Consider the following 15,155-nt stretch of genomic DNA (forward strand, 5'->3'; position numbering starts at 1 on the left):
GATCGACGGAACGCAACAGGTTGAGCATACGCAAGCGAGCGGCCCCCAGAGCGTACAAGGTGGCATGAAAAAGGCAGGGCATTGACCTTTTGGTCATGCCCTGCCTTTTGAATGACAGATTGTAGCTCTGGGGGCCGCGCAGCGACGGAGATCGCCGCCGTTCGTTAGAACGGCGGAACTAGTTACTCCTCGTCGTTGTCCTTGGCCTCTTCGGCGTCGTCGGTGTCCACGAGCTGGTTGAGCAGCTCGTCGAGGGAAGCCATGTCCTCGTTGATGGCACCGTTGGCGGGAGCCTTCTTGTCGTCGATCGGAGCGCCCAGGAGCTCCTCGTCGGCGTCGGCGTGATGCGTCGGCGCGGCAGAGGTGCCCAGCAGGATGTCGTCCGGACCGTCGGGGCTAAAGACCATCTGCAGCAGCTGCGAGAGGTCTTCCTCGTCGGCAACGTCGTCGTTGTTCTCGAGGATGTAGAGCAGGTCGTGGGCCTCAAGGCCGTCACGGAGCTCCTCGATCGCCTTGGCACCGATGCCATCGATGCGCAGCAGATCCTCCTCGGACTTACCAACCAGGTCGCCGACCGTCTCGATGCCGACCTCGCTGAACTTGTTGGTCCAGCGCTGCGACACGCCCAGGTCGTCGAACAGGTACAGGCGAGCCTTCTCGGCAGAGATGGTGTGACCGTTGCGGGTGAACGAACCGTCAGCACCGCCAAACTCGTCGTAGCCGGCCCAGTCGAGCTGCTGCGGAAGCTGCTCGTCCAGGTCCTTGAGCTCCACAGGAGCCCACTCGGGCAGCGACTTGGCGTTGGGCGAAGCCGGGCCGTCGATGTCCACGTAGCCGTCGGCCGTGCGATACGTCAGCTTGGCGTTGGCGTAAGGCTTGAGGCCAGTACCAGCCGGGATCTTCTTACCGACGATGACGTTGGACTTAAGGTCGAGCAGGTGGTCGACCTTGCCCTCAATGGCAGCCTCGGTAAGGACGCCGGCGGTACGGATGAACGAAGCGCTCGACAGCCAGGAGTCGATGTTGGACGCGACCTTGAGCGTACCCAGGATGACGGGCTCGGCCACAGGAGCCTGACCGCCCAGACGGGCAACGCGCTCGACCTCGTCGGCAAACTCGTAGCGGTCGACGTACTGACCGAGCAGGTACTTGGAATCGCCGGGGTTGGTGATCTGAACGCGACGCAGCATCTGACGTGCGAGCACCTCGATGTGCTTGTCGTTCAGGTCGACGCCCTGGCTGGTGTAGACGTCCTTGACGCTCTCGACGAAGGTGTGCATCGTCGACTCGATGTCGGTCAGCTTGCGCAGGTTGCGGAAGTTGACGAAGCCCTTGGTGATCTGATCGCCGGCGCGAACCTCGCAGCCGTCCTCGATCTCGGGCATAAAGCGCACCGAAGCGGGGACGCGACGCTCGTCGAGGACACGGGTGTGGTCCTCGGAGTCGGTGAGCGTCAGCACGTACTCGGACTTCTCGGGCTTAATCGAGAGGTGACCGGAGTACGGAGCCAGCTCGGCCTCGCGACCCAGAATCTTCTCGTTGACGTTGCCGACGATATCGAACATACGGCTGACCGTAGGCAGACCCTGCGTAATATCGTCGACGCCAGCGACGCCGCCGGAGTGAATGGTACGCATCGTAAGCTGCGTACCGGGCTCGCCGATGGACTGGGCGGCAATAATGCCGACGGCAGTGCCGATGGCGACCGGACGACGGGTGGAAAGATCCCAGCCGTAGCACTTCTGGCACACGCCGTACTTGGAGCGGCAGGTGAGCAGCGCGCGAAGCTTGACCTTCTTAAGGCCCGCATCGACCATCTTCTGGATGTCGGCGACCTTCTCGATGTAGCCGTCCTGCTCAAAGAGCACGGTGCCATCGGGAGCCACGACGTCCTCAATGAAGCAACGGCCGACAAGGTCGGTGTTGAGGTCGGTGGTGCCGGGGATGATGAGGTTGTAGGTGACGCCCTCGTGCGTACCGCAGTCCTCCTCGCGGACGATGACGTCCTGGGCCACGTCGACCAGACGACGGGTCAGGTAACCAGAGTCCGAGGTGTGGGATGCGGTATCGACCAGGCCCTTACGGGCGCCGTAGGTCGAAATGAAGTACTCGAGCGGCAGCAGACCCTCGCGGAAGTTCGCCTTAATGGGAAGGTCGATCGTCTCGCCGGACATGTCTGCCATCAGGCCACGCATGCCGCCGAGCTGACGCAGCTGGGTCTTAGAACCACGGGCGCCGGAGTCGGCCATCATGTACAGCGGGTTCTCCTCGTCGAACATGTCGAGCATGAGCGCTGCAACCTTATCGGTACAAGCGGTCCACTCGTTAACGACTTCGATGTGGCGCTCCGTCTCGTTGATGAAGCCCTCCTCGAAGTACTCGTTGATCTGGTCGACGTTGGCCTGGGCGCGGTCGAGCAGCTCCTGCTTCTCGGCAGGGATAAGAGCGTCCCACACCGAGATGGTGAGGCCGGCGCGGGTAGCGTAGTGGAAGCCGGAGTACTTGATGGCGTCGAGGATCGGGCCGACCTTGGCCTCGGGGTAACGATCGCAGCAGTCGGCAACCAGCTTGGCCACATCGCCCTTGACCATCTTGTAGTTCATGAACTCATAGTCTTCGGGCAGGCACTGGCGGTTGAAGATGATGCGGCCGATAGAGGTCTCGAAGCGCGCGGTCTTGTTGCCGGTGACGTCGTAGTCGACAAACTCGTTCTTGCCGTTCTTAACGCGGAAGATACGGGTGCCGTCCTCGTTGATGACGTTGGCATCGGCAGCGGACACGCGGACCTGGATCTTGGCCTGCATGTCGACCTCGGAGCGGCAGTCATAGGCGTGCAGCGCGTCATCGAAGCTCGAGAACACGTGGTTCTCGCCCGGCAGACCCTCGCGAACCTGGGTGAGGTAGTACACACCGATGATCATGTCCTGCGAAGGGATGTTGACCGGCTTGCCGGATGCCGGCGAGCGCAGGTTGTTCGCAGAGAGCATGAGCACGCGAGCCTCGGCCTGAGCCTGGCTGGACAGCGGCACGTGGACAGACATCTGGTCGCCGTCGAAGTCGGCGTTGAAGGGCGAGCAGACCAGCGGGTGCAGGTGGATAGCCTTGCCCTCGACCAGCACCGGCTCAAAGGCCTGGATGGACAGACGGTGCAGGGTCGGTGCACGGTTGAGCAGCACGACGCGGCCGTCGATGACCTCTTCGAGGATATCCCACACAAAGGTGGCACCGCGGTCGATAGCGCGCTTGGCGCCCTTGATGTTCTCGACCTTGCCAAGCTCGACCAGACGCTTCATGACGAAGGGCTTGAAGAGCTCCAGCGCCATGGTCTTGGGCAGACCGCACTGGTGCAGCAGCAGCTTGGGGTCGGTAACGATTACCGAACGGCCGGAGTAGTCGACACGCTTGCCCAGCAGGTTCTGACGGAAACGACCCTGCTTGCCCTTGAGGGCCTCGGCGAGCGACTTGAGCGGGCGACCGCCACGGCCAGAGACCGGGCGACCACGACGGCCGTTGTCGAACAGGGCGTCCACGGACTCCTGGAGCATGCGCTTCTCGTTGTTCACGATGATCGCAGGGGCATCCAGGTCGAGCAGGCGCTTGAGTCGGTTGTTACGGTTGATCACGCGACGGTACAGGTCGTTGAGGTCGGACGCGGCGAAGCGGCCACCGTCGAGCTGGACCATCGGGCGCAGATCGGGCGGAATGACCGGAATGACGTCCAGAATCATGTTCGCGGGGCTGTTGCCGCCCTTCAGGAAGGCGTCAACGACCTCGAGGCGCTTAACGGCCTTCTCGCGCTTCTGCTTCTGGGAGTCCTCGTCGGCGATGATGGCCTTGAGCTTCTCGGCCTCGGAGGGGAGGTCGATGGCAGCGAGCAGGTCGCGGACGGCCTCGGCACCCATACCACCCTTGAAGTACATGGAGTAGTAGCGGGTCATCTCGCGGAACAGCGGCTCATCGGAAATGAGGTCGCGCTCGCTGAGCTTCATGAAGGCGTTGAAGGCGTCCGTGCGGAGCTGCTTCTCGTCCTTGCACTCTTCCTCGATGTCGACGATGCCAGAGGCGATCTCCTCGGGAGTCAGCGGCTCCTCGTCGGAGAACTCGTCAAAGTTCTCGGGGTTGCCCTGCTCCTTGAGGGACTCGATCTGGCGGGCGCACTCGGCATCGATCTCTTCCAGATCGGCGGCGAGCTCCTCGCGCAGGTCGTCGGCGTCCGCCTCGCGAGCCTCGTAGTCGACCTCGGTGATGATGTAGCTGGCAAAGTACAGAACCTTCTCGAGGTCCTTGGACTTGATGTCGAGCATACGGCTCATCGGGAAGCTCGTGGGGCTCTTGAAGTACCAGATGTGGGACACGGGAGCGGCGAGCTCGATGTGGCCCATACGGTCGCGACGCACCTTGGCCGAGGTGACCTCGACGCCGCAGCGCTCGCAGACGATGCCCTTAAAGCGGATGCCCTTGTACTTGCCGCAGGAGCACTCCCAGTCCTTGGCGGGACCGAAGATCTTCTCGCAGAACAGGCCGTCCTTCTCGGGCTTGAGGGTACGGTAATTGATGGTCTCCGGCTTCTTGACCTCACCGTGCGACCAGGAACGGATCTGGTCGGCGGAGGCAAGGGAGATCTTTACCGAGTCAAAATCAGTAGCTTCGAAATCTGCCACAGTCAACTACTCCTTATCAGTGGTCGTGGCGGCGACAGCCTCGGGCGCCTCGGCGGTCTCGGCATCCTCGGCCTCGACGTCGGCGTCAACGCCGGCGAGCGCAGCCAGGTCGTCGAGAGCGGAGGTCTCCTCGGCGGTCACAGGGGCGGAGGCGTCCTCGTCGGCATCGTGCATGGGCTCGATGTCCAGTGCGAGGGAGCGGATCTCCTTGACGAGAACCTTGAAGGACTCGGGGATACCCGGGACAGGAACGTTCTCGCCCTTGACGATGGACTCGTAGGTCTTGACGCGACCCACGGTATCGTCGGACTTGACGGTCAGGATCTCCTGCAGGACGTTGGAAGCACCGTAAGCGTACAGTGCCCAAACTTCCATCTCGCCGAAGCGCTGGCCGCCGAACTGGGCCTTGCCGCCCAGAGGCTGCTGGGTAACCAGGCTGTAGGGGCCGGTCGAACGGGCGTGGATCTTGTCGTCGACCATGTGGCCGAGCTTGAGGATGTAGGACGTACCCACGGTAATGGGCTCACGGAACTCCTCGCCGGTGCGGCCGTCGAACAGACGGGTCTTGCCGCGCTCGTCAAGCTGGGTGACGAACTCGGGGCGCATGTGATCGCCAAAGGCAGCGGTGGCCTTGTTGAGCATGTTCTTGTTAGCACGACGGATGACCTCGGCGATCTCGTCCTCCTTGGCGCCGTCGAAGACGGGCGTCGCGGTGAAGAACGGACCGGGGACGTACTTGTCGGAGTCGGCCTGCTCGGTATCCCAACCGCAGGCAGCAGCCCAGCCAAGGTGGCACTCGAGCAGCTGGCCGACGTTCATACGCGAAGGAACGCCCAGCGGGTTGAGGATAACGTCGATCGGGGTACCGTCAGCCATGTAGGGCATGTCCTCGACCGGCAGAACGTTACAAATAACACCCTTGTTGCCGTGGCGGCCGGCGATCTTATCGCCCTGCTGAATCTTACGACGCTGGGCGACGTAGACGCGCACCTGCTCGTTGACGCCGGGAGCCAGGTCGTCGCCGTTCTCGCGGCTAAAGCGGACGACGTCGATGACGCGGCCATAAGCGCCGTGAGGCATCTTAAGGGAGGTGTCGCGGACGTCGTGGGCCTTGGCACCGAAGATGGCGCGCAGCAGGCGCTCCTCAGCAGTCAGAGCGCTCTCGCCCTTAGGCGTGACCTTGCCGACCAGGATGTCGCCAGGGCCGACCTCGGCGCCGATGCGGATGATGCCGTCCTCGTCGAGGTTGGCAAGCATGTCCTCGGAGAGGTTCGGGATCTCGCGGGTGATCTCCTCGGGACCGAGCTTGGTGTCGCGGGCGTCGATCTCGTGACGGGTGATGTTGATGGTCGTCAGCAGGTCCTCGGCCACCAGGCGCTCGGACACGACGATACCGTCCTCGTAGTTAAAGCCTTCCCACGGCATGTAGGCCACGGTGAGGTTCTGGCCCAGTGCGAGCTCGCCGTGATCGGTCGAAGGACCATCGGCCAGAGGCTCGCCCTGCTCAACGGTGTCACCGACGCGAACGAGCGGACGGTGGTTGATGCAGGTGGACTGGTTGGAGCGCTGGTACTTGGCCAGGTGATACTCGTCCATACCGCCGGCATGCTTGACGATGATCTTGGCGGCGTCGGCAAAGATGACCTCGCCGGCGTTCTTGGCCAGGGTGACCTCGCCGGAGTCCAGAGCGGCGCGGCGCTCCATGCCGGTACCGACATAGGGAGCGGCGGGGTGAACCAGCGGCACGGCCTGACGCTGCATGTTAGCGCCCATCAGCGTACGCTTGGCGTCGTCGTGCTCCAGGAACGGAATCAGCGTGGCTGCGACGGAGAGCATCTGACGCGGCGAGACGTCCATGTAGTCGACGTCCTCGACGGGCACGTCGGCGGGAGCGCCGAAGGAGCCGTCGAAGTCGCGGGTACGGGCGATCACGCTGTGCGGACGGACGATCTTGCCCTCGGCGTCGGTCGTGATGAACTCGTTGGTCTTGGGATCGAGCGGCGTGTTGGCCGGCGCGATGACGTGCTTCTCTTCCTCGTCAGCGGTCATCCAGTCGATCTGATCGGTGGCAACGCCGTTCTCGACGCGGCGGAACGGGGCCTCGATGAAGCCGTACTCGTTGACGCGGGCGTAGAGGGCGAGCGAGCCGATCAGGCCGATGTTGGGGCCTTCGGGGGTCTCGATCGGGCACATGCGGCTGTAGTGCGAGTTGTGAACGTCGCGGACGGCCGTCGGCACGTTGGTGCGGCGGCTGGAGCCGGACTTGTGGCCGGCAAGACCGCCAGGGCCGAGTGCGGACAGACGGCGCTTGTGGGTCAGACCGGTCAGGGGGTTCGCCTGGTCCATGAACTGCGAGAGCTGCGAGGAACCGAAGAACTCCTTGATGGAGGCCACGATCGGGCGGATGTTGATGAGCGACTGCGGGGTGATCTCGTCGATGTCCTGGGAGCTCATGCGCTCACGGACGACGCGCTCCATACGGCTCATGCCGATACGGAACTGGTTGGCGACGAGCTCGCCGACGGTACGGATGCGGCGGTTGCCGAAGTGGTCGATGTCGTCGACCTTGAAGCCCTGCTCGCCGGCAGCGAGGGACAGGAGGTAGCGCAGCGTCGCGACGATATCCTCGTCGGTGAGCACCGTGACCTCTTCCTCGGTGGTGAGGTTGAGCTTCTTGTTGACCTTGTAGCGACCGACGCGGGCCAGATCGTAGCGCTGCGGGTTAAAGAGCAGGCCCTCGAGCAGGCTGCGGGAAGCGTCCACGGTGGGAGGCTCGCCCGGGCGCAGACGACGGTAGATCTCGATGAGGGCGTCCTCGCGAGTGAGGGCGGTGTCGCGCTCCAGGGTGCGTTTGATCACATCGGAGTTGCCGAGCAGCTCGATGATGTCGTCGTTGGTGACGGCGATGCCAAGGGCACGCAGGAACATCGTGGCGCTCTGCTTGCGCTTACGGTCGATGGAGACCATGAGCTGGTCACGCTTGTCGACCTCAAACTCAAGCCAGGCACCGCGGGACGGGATGATCTGGGCCTTGTAGATCTGCTTGCCCGAATCCATCTCGGAGCTGTAGTACACGCCCGGGGAGCGGACGAGCTGCGAGACGACGATGCGCTCGGTACCGTTGATGATGAAGGTGCCCTGATCGGTCATCATGGGGAAGTCGCCCATGAAGACGAGCTGCTCCTTGATCTCGCCGGTCTCCTTGTTGGTGAGACGGACGTCGGTCAGAAGCGGAGCCTGATAGGTCATATCCTTCTCGCGGCACTCCTCGACGGTGTGCGCGGGGTCGCCGAACTGATGCTCGCCGAAGGTAACCTCGAGAACATGGTTCTGGCTCTGGATGGGGCTGGATTCCTTGAACGCCTCACGAAGACCCTCGTCCTTAAAACGCTCAAAGGATTCCCTTTGAACAGAGATAAGGTTGGGGAGCTCCATGGCCTCCGGGATTTTCCCGAAGCTGACGCGCTTGCGCTCAGTGGCAGTGTATGCGTAGGTCACCAGGTTTTTCCTCCTTCACGGAAATGCTCGGTGGGTTGGCGAGGCATAGCTTCGCCAGTTATCGCAACCTAATAGTTTATCAGGTACCGACCGTTGGGCAAGAAAAGCCTTGACGCGATTGAGTTTTTGGAGTAGCAAAGTTTTTCGACAGAAAACACACAGGTAGATAGTGGTATACCGAACATCTGTTCATATATTTTCTGTGAACAGAGAGCCGGCAATCGCAGCTCTTATAAAAAACGGGCGCGAACCGAGGTCCGCGCCCGTAAATGTCGATGTCCGAAGGCTTACTTGCGCATCAAGCCGCCGCGCTCGTCGATGGCGTCCCAGAAGGCGCCGGCAAAGCGAGGATCGCTTGCGGCCATGAGGGCGTTGGTGGCCATCCAGCCAGACGGGGTGCCGGTGTCGTAGCCCGAGAGTGGGTCGATGACGACAGCGTACATAGCCTCGCGATCGAGCGAGCGTGCCATGGCGTCGGTGAGCTGGATCTCGCCGCCCTTGCCGGCCTGCTGATCGGCGAGCAGGTCCATGACCAGCGGGCTCAGCAGGTAGCGACCGACGATGTACAGGTTGGACGGAGCCGCCTCGGGAGCAGGCTTCTCGACCAAACCGCCGATGCGCCAAACGGCACCGGGCTCGTCGTCGGCAGCATTCTCGAAGCCCTCGAGGGAACCCACACGATCGCCGGCGATGACGCCATAGCGGCTGACTTCCTCGGGAGCGCACGCGGCAACGGCGATAACCGAAGCGCCACCGTGCTCCTTGGAAACGGCAAGCATCTTGTCGCAGATGTCACGGTTGGGCACAACGTAGTCGCCCAGAAGAACCAGGAAGTTCTCCCCTGCCACGGCGTCGGCAGCAGAGCGAATGGCATGACCGAGGCCCTTGGGCTCGTACTGATAACGGAAGTCGACCGGCATGCCGCCTGCGTGGGCAACAGCATCGGCGTAAGCATCCTTGCCGCGCTCGCGCAGCAGGTTCTCGAGCGAGCGATCGGGCTGGAAGTAGCTCAGCAGCTCGGGCTTGCCGGGCGAGGTAACGATGATGGCGTCGTCGACCTCCTCGGGGTCGAGCGCCTCCTCAACGACATACTGAATGACCGGCTTGTCGAGCACCGGCAGCATCTCTTTGGGCGTGCACTTAGTGCCAGGCAGAAAACGCGTGCCAAGACCGGCGGCGGGGATGATTGCCTTCATGTTATTCAAGGATCCTTTCGCAGGCGCAAAATGCGCCCTATGCGTGCGGCGCGACGGCCGCAGACCAAATTGCGATACCGAAGTATCTTACCGCCGGAGACATACGTCGCCGTAAGGCAAACGCAATTCTTCAGCAGGTCAACGCAAATTATTGCGCGAATGGTGCAATTTTATCGCCCAACGGTAGCGATCCCAAAGCGCCGCAAACGACAGCAATTTGCATACCGAGCCAGCAAAATAGAGGGGCCAAAACAAAAAAGACGGGGCTCGCATAGCGAGCCCCGTCTGCAAAGAAATCTGGCGAGAGAGCCTGATTACTTGAGGGTGACAGCAGCGCCAGCAGCCTCGAGCTTCTCCTTGGCAGCCTCGGCGTCCTCCTTCTTGGCACCCTCGAGAACAGCCTTGGGAGCGCCCTCGACGACCTCCTTGGCCTCCTTCAGGCCAAGGTTGGTGAGCTCACGGACGGCCTTGATGACCTGGATCTTGTTGTCGCCGAAGCCCTCGAGCACGACGTCAAACTCGGTCTTCTCCTCGGCCTCAGCAGCGCCAGCAGCGGGAGCGGCGACAACAGCGGCAGGAGCAGCGGCGGAAACGCCGAAGGTGTCCTCGATAGCCTTAACGAGCTCGGAAGCCTCGAGAAGGGTCATTTCCTTAAGAGCATCGATGATCTCATCGGTGGTAAGCTTAGCCATTTCTAAGTCCTTTCGGTTTCCGTGTCTGTGCACGGAGATCAGTTAAAACACGGCGCGAATGCGCCAGGGGTGCGGCGTTGCCGCCGCGGGTGAAAACAGCGACTAGGCTGCCTTCTGCTCGGAGACCTGCTGGATCGAACGAGCGAGACCAGAGGAAACGCCGTTGACGCAGACAGCGATGTCGCGAGCGAAACCGGAGATGAGACCGGCGATCTGGCCGAGAAGCTGATCCTTGGTGGGCAGCTCGGCGATAGCCTTAACATCATCAGCGGAAACGGCCTTGCCGTCGGAGATACCGCCCTTGATCTCAAGGACGCCCTTGGACTTAGCGGAGAAGTCCTTAAGGGCCTTAGCGGCCTCGACCGGCTCGGACTCGTAGAACACATAAGCGACGGGGCCGGCGAGAATCTCGTCGAGCTCGGGCTGCTCCTGGTTCTTGAGGGCGATCTTGACCAGGTTGTTCTTGTAGACCTTCATCTCGGCGCCGCACTCGCGAAGCTGATGACGCAGCTCCTGAGCCTGCTTAACCGTCAGACCGTTGTAGTTGACGACGAACAGACCGGCGTTCTCGGCGATACGGGACTCGATCTCTGCAACCTTGTCGATTTTGTACTGCTGGGGCATGAATTACACCTCCTCGAATTCTTTCCGGGCACGGTCCGCCACAAGGACGTGACGGGGGCATGTCCAAAAAGAAAGCCCCCGCGCTGCATGAGCGACGGGGGCGAGAAGACATATCTACTCGACCACCTCGGCTGGCGGGATATCCCATTAAGCTCGCGGGCAATGCCCGTTTGCGCCGGCTGTCTCTGGCAGCGGATTCGTGCGTGAACCGAAAGTATTATGGCGGGGACCCCGGCGTCGGTCAACGGAAAACCGGGCTGTACACAATTCCACCATCCGGCCGCGCCGCCGAAGGCCAGGCGCAAGGTTTTCGCTCGGTCAAGTCCTGGCTCGCACGAAGAGCACATTAAGTGCTCTTCGGCTCGTGCGGAATCTACGAAAACCTTGCGCCTGGCCTTCGGCGGCGCGGCCTGCGTCAACTATGGGGCAGCCCGGTTTTCCGTTGGCCGGCGCGCCCCACTCATAATGCTTGGGTCGGTGGGCTGATGTGTTGCATCCCTTAGGGCTACAAAGTTGAAATGAAGGCGGACAGGCGGCGGAGGCCTTCGTCCAGATTTTCATCGCTTACGCAGTAGCTTAAGCGGATGTGGCCTTCGGTGCCGAAGCAGTCGCCCGGGACTAGGGCTACGTTTGCTTCTTTGATGGCTTTGATACAGAAGGCTTCGCTGGTTAGGCCGTACTGTTTGATGCTGGGGAAGGCGTAGAAGGCTCCCGCCGGTTCAACTACGTCGAGGCCCATGGCGTTTAAGGCTGCGAGCACGCGTTCGCGGCGGGCTCGGTAGACTTCGAGCATGGGGGTGGGGTCGACGGTCAGGGCTCGCGCTGCGGCGTCCATTTCGAAGGAGACGGCACTCGATACTAAGTATTGGTGAGCCTTGGCGATCTCGGCGATGACGGGTGCCGCTGCCGCGAGCCAGCCCAGGCGCCAGCCGGTCATGGACCAGGGCTTGGAGAAGCTCTCGATGATGACCGTCTGTTCACGCAGCTCCGGGTGACGCTGGGCAAAGCGCTCGTAGCCATCCACATAAACCAGGCGGTTGTATACGTCGTCGCAGACCACGTAGATGCCCGCCTGCTCTGCCACGCGCGCCACGGCGTCGAGCGAAGCCGCGTTGAGGATGCAACCCGTAGGATTGTTGGGCGTGCAGATGACGATGGCCTTGGTCGCCGGCGTCACGCAAGCACGAAGTGCGTCCTCGTCAATCTGGAATTGCGCAGGCTCCGTATCCAAAAAGACCGCCTTGGCGTGGTTGGCCACGACGATGCTCTCGTACAGGCCAAAGGCCGGCGTGGGGATAATGACCTCGTCGCCGGGGTTGAGCATAGCCATGAATGCTGCCGACAGGGCCTCGGTCGCACCGTCGGTTAGGATGACCTCGTCGGCCGAAAACGTAAGGCCCGCATCCCCCATGTAGGCAGATAACGCCTCACGCAGGGCGGGGCGACCGTTGTTGGGCGGATAGTGCGTGTCACCGCGGTCCAGTGCGGCGGTCACCTCGGCGCTAATCACATCGGGCGTGGGAAAATCGGGCTCGCCAAGCGCAAGCGCGATGCACCCCGGGTGCTGGGCGGCGAGCGCATTGATCCGACGGATGCCGGAGGGCTTGAGCGTGGCAAGCGAGGTATTCATGGGCAGTCGCATGGCGTTCCTTTCGTAAGGGTTGCACTAGGATAGCGCGGCGGGGCGCCGCCGGACGGTGTAACCTAAACGGAAACCAACCGGAAAGGAGGCAGCATGGAGCCGACCGCGCGCAGCGATGTACCAAAAACGCTGCAAACCATTGCGTATATCAGCATTCCCAATAGTGCCGATCTTGAGTTTTTGCTCTGGGACCTGCAGGATGCCATCGCCGCCTATGCACAGCTTTCCGGCACCGCACTCCCCCGCCCGGTCGACTTGAAGGCAAATGACGCCGGCAGCGTTGCCGATGGCATCGTGCTGGCCATTGAAGATGTGGCTGACGATGAGACGTTGACAGCTATCGAGCAGGCGCTTGAGCGCTTTGGCGGTACGGGAACGCGCGTCTATGCCGCAATTCGAGCCGCACGAGAGGGCACTGAGCAGGCGCGTGGGACCGCCGTTCGCCTGCACAAGGCATGTGAGCGCCATGACCAATTGTGGTGTGGAGGCGTTGTCATCTGTGCCGGCAGCGGCTTCGCGGCGCTTCGTCATTCTCCGCGCATGGGACTTTTGCGCCGACCGTTTTCGGAAGCGATAGATAAGCTTGTGGGCGCTGTGCGCATGGGCTGCTCCGTCGAGCATGCACAGCGACTTGGCGGCGGCAATGCCGCCAACGTCGACACCGACGGCATGGTTTGCGCCGAGCCAGCCGTGCCCGCGCCGATCTGGCGAGGCGTTCTGAAACGTCTGGGCGCCCACGCTCAAACAAAAATCTAAATTAAATAACAGCCCAGTCAACGGCTTCGTGCCAACGCTCAACAAGACGCTCCAGGCGCCAGGCGGCATTGGCGGGACTTGTCGAGGGCAGGACGATGGCAGGCAGCCCCGTCCGATCTTGCAAGTAGCGTTTGTAGAGTCGCCCTGCCGTGCCGCCGTTACAGACAACGACCTCAATCGGCGCGGCATCGGTAATGCGCTCGATATGTGCCGGCACAACGTTGCGAATGCTCGCGTCGCTCGAGCCCTTAATGTCACAACTCTCGATCACATCCCACAGGGCTACGCCGCCGTTAAGCAGCATGACCCGCTTGACGGCAATGGAGGCATCGAGCGTCGCGGGCTCACCGCTTGCCAAAGAATCGCCCTCGTTGGGCGGAACAGGCACACCGAGGCACGCGGCCACCACACGCCAAAAGCGATTCTGAGGGTTGCCGTAATAAAAGGCATTGGCGCGCGAAAGCACCGAGGGAAACGACCCGAGCACCAAAACGCGCGAGTGCTGGTCGAACACGGGCTCAAACCCATGCTCAATATGTTGGTAGCCCTTGTCAGATGCGGCCATGGGCTAGGCTCTCAACAGATAGCGCACCTCGTAGGGTGCAAGTTCAAGGGTGCCCGTCAGCTCGACCGTGGGCGCATCGTCGGCAAGCAGGTCGACGAAGGACCCGTTGAGCTCGCCGGCGCCAAAGGTGTAAGGCTCGCCCACGGCGTTCACCGCCACGAGCACCGTCGCGTCGTCACAGGCGCGCTCGAACAGCAGCTGCTTGTTCTGGATCACCACGTTGCGATAGGCACCGTAGTTGAGAGCACGGGCCGCCGCGTCATCGGCCGAGCGAAGGTGTGCGAGTTGCGTGATGAACGCCGTCAGCTCATTGGGCGCAGGCTCATCGAGCGCAGGGCGCAGCGCCCAGTCGCCATCGGGGCCGCCCTTTTCGCCAGCAATTCCCCACTCGCTGCCATAGTAGACGCACGGGATGCCCGGCATGCCAAAGAGCATGCCGTAGGCGGGACGCAGACAGGACTTGTCGGTGAGGATGCTTGCCAGGCGCGGCACATCGTGGTTGTCGATAAACGACAGCAGATGTTTGCCGCGGTAGATGCACCAGGGGTCGCCGCCAAACTGACGGTGCAGCGAATGGGCGATCTCGAACATGTTGACCGAGTTAAAGCTGGAGTACAGGCCCTTGTAGCACTCGTAGTTGGTGCAGGAGTCGAGCATCTCGTCGTTGACGATCTGGTTGTAGTCGCCGTGAAGCGTCTCGCCGATGAGCACAAAGCCGGGCTTGAGCTCACGGGTAAAGGAGTGTAGGCGGCGCATAAAGTCGCGGTCAAGCATATAGGCAACGTCCAGGCGCAGGCCGTCGACGCCAAAGACGTCGGCCCAACGGCGCACGGACTCGAGCAGGTAATCGACCACAGCGGGATTTTGCAGGTTGAGCTTCACAAGCTCAAAATGGCCTTCCCAGCCCTCGTACCAAAAGCCGTCGCCATAGCAAGAATCGCCGTCAAAGCTGATGTGGAACCAGTCCTTGTAGGGCGAGTCCCACTTGCGCTCCTGCACATCGCGGAAGGCCCAAAAGCCGCGACCGACGTGGTTGAAGACGGCATCGAGCACCACGCGGATGCCATGGGCGTGCAGCGTCTCGCACACGGCGGCAAAGTCGGCATCCCCACCCAGGCGGCGGTCGATATGGCGCAGACTGCGCGTGTCGTAGCCATGGCTATCGGACTCAAGCGGCGGGTTGATGAGCACGGCGCCAACGCCGAGTTCCTGCAGGTAGTCGGCCCACTGGGCGATCTTCATGATGGGCGCATCGGGGTTAGGAGCAACGTTGGCGGCCTGGGTAAGCTCATCCTCGGCAACGGGCGCGGCGTTTTCGCGCGGAGCTCCGCAGAAGCCCAGCGGATAGATCTGATAGAACGTCGTCTCGTATGCCCACATAGCAACCTCCCGGTAAGCTCAACACAACGACATCCATTGTATGCCCGGCTTGTATCCTCTTCCCCAAAATAAGTTGCGGTGGAATAGTTCCTGCTTGGGCCTTCAGAGGCCTTAAACAGGAACTATTCCACCGCAACTGAT

General features: G+C 62.0%; 9 protein-coding genes. 1 reads left to right on the forward strand and 8 read right to left on the reverse strand.

Going from position 1 to position 15,155, the window contains the following annotated elements:
* Nucleotides 1–182 precede the first annotated feature (182 nt).
* The 6 genes from AB5202_RS01055 to AB5202_RS01080 all read right to left on the reverse strand — a co-directional run bounded on the left by AB5202_RS01055 (nt 183) and on the right by AB5202_RS01080 (nt 12,313).
* Nucleotides 183–4,661: a DNA-directed RNA polymerase subunit beta' gene (locus AB5202_RS01055; protein WP_175406066.1), complete on the reverse strand. Its 4,479-nt coding sequence runs from the start codon at nt 4,659–4,661 to the stop codon at nt 183–185.
* 6 nt (nt 4,662–4,667) lie between these two features.
* Nucleotides 4,668–8,159, reverse strand: a complete 3,492-nt coding sequence (gene rpoB, locus AB5202_RS01060) for a DNA-directed RNA polymerase subunit beta (protein ID WP_226798425.1) — start codon at nt 8,157–8,159, stop codon at nt 4,668–4,670.
* Nucleotides 8,160–8,446: 287 nt separating this feature from the next.
* Nucleotides 8,447–9,355 carry a UTP--glucose-1-phosphate uridylyltransferase gene (locus AB5202_RS01065; RefSeq protein WP_006235006.1) on the reverse strand — a complete coding sequence of 303 codons (909 nt, stop codon included), beginning with the start codon at nt 9,353–9,355 and terminating at the stop codon, nt 8,447–8,449.
* Between the two features lie 314 nt (nt 9,356–9,669).
* Complete coding sequence (rplL, locus tag AB5202_RS01070) at nt 9,670–10,047, reverse strand: 50S ribosomal protein L7/L12 (RefSeq protein ID WP_006235005.1); 378 nt, start codon at nt 10,045–10,047, stop codon at nt 9,670–9,672.
* Between the two features lie 102 nt (nt 10,048–10,149).
* Nucleotides 10,150–10,671 (reverse strand): 50S ribosomal protein L10, encoded by a 522-nt coding sequence (rplJ, locus tag AB5202_RS01075; protein ID WP_006235004.1) that lies wholly within the window; start codon nt 10,669–10,671, stop codon nt 10,150–10,152.
* Between the two features lie 505 nt (nt 10,672–11,176).
* Nucleotides 11,177–12,313 (reverse strand): pyridoxal phosphate-dependent aminotransferase, encoded by a 1,137-nt coding sequence (locus AB5202_RS01080; RefSeq protein ID WP_215674034.1) that lies wholly within the window; start codon nt 12,311–12,313, stop codon nt 11,177–11,179.
* A gap of 93 nt (nt 12,314–12,406) precedes the next feature.
* Between AB5202_RS01080 and AB5202_RS01085 the strand changes: the two genes are divergently transcribed.
* Nucleotides 12,407–13,069, forward strand: coding sequence for a hypothetical protein (locus tag AB5202_RS01085; RefSeq protein WP_195503396.1), 663 nt, complete (start codon nt 12,407–12,409; stop codon nt 13,067–13,069).
* Between the two features lies 1 nt (nt 13,070).
* On the opposite strand, the gene AB5202_RS01090 is transcribed toward AB5202_RS01085, so the two are convergent.
* Together AB5202_RS01090 and AB5202_RS01095 are read right to left on the reverse strand one after the other, a co-directional pair.
* The gene (locus tag AB5202_RS01090) at nt 13,071–13,634 is read right to left on the reverse strand and encodes a uracil-DNA glycosylase family protein (protein WP_195503397.1); all 564 of its coding nucleotides are present in this window, start codon (nt 13,632–13,634) and stop codon (nt 13,071–13,073) included.
* A 3-nt stretch (nt 13,635–13,637) separates the two neighbouring features.
* The gene (locus tag AB5202_RS01095; protein WP_368144068.1) at nt 13,638–15,014 is read right to left on the reverse strand and encodes an alpha-amylase family glycosyl hydrolase; all 1,377 of its coding nucleotides are present in this window, start codon (nt 15,012–15,014) and stop codon (nt 13,638–13,640) included.
* Between the last annotated feature and the right edge of the window lie 141 nt (nt 15,015–15,155).

Source organism: Collinsella aerofaciens (genome assembly GCF_040915545.1).
GTDB lineage: Bacteria > Actinomycetota > Coriobacteriia > Coriobacteriales > Coriobacteriaceae > Collinsella > Collinsella aerofaciens_BE.

What these genes read in the sequence shown, in the direction of transcription:
- rplJ (WP_006235004.1), bottom strand. Translation starts at nt 10,671, where the DNA reads ATGCCCCAGCAGTACAAAATCGACAAGGTTGCAGAGATCGAGTCCCGT.
- AB5202_RS01085 (WP_195503396.1), top strand. Translation starts at nt 12,407, where the DNA reads ATGGAGCCGACCGCGCGCAGCGATGTACCAAAAACGCTGCAAACCATT.
- AB5202_RS01080 (WP_215674034.1), bottom strand. Translation starts at nt 12,313, where the DNA reads ATGCGACTGCCCATGAATACCTCGCTTGCCACGCTCAAGCCCTCCGGC.
- rplL (WP_006235005.1), bottom strand. Translation starts at nt 10,047, where the DNA reads ATGGCTAAGCTTACCACCGATGAGATCATCGATGCTCTTAAGGAAATG.
- AB5202_RS01090 (WP_195503397.1), bottom strand. Translation starts at nt 13,634, where the DNA reads ATGGCCGCATCTGACAAGGGCTACCAACATATTGAGCATGGGTTTGAG.
- AB5202_RS01065 (WP_006235006.1), bottom strand. Translation starts at nt 9,355, where the DNA reads ATGAAGGCAATCATCCCCGCCGCCGGTCTTGGCACGCGTTTTCTGCCT.
- AB5202_RS01095 (WP_368144068.1), bottom strand. Translation starts at nt 15,014, where the DNA reads ATGTGGGCATACGAGACGACGTTCTATCAGATCTATCCGCTGGGCTTC.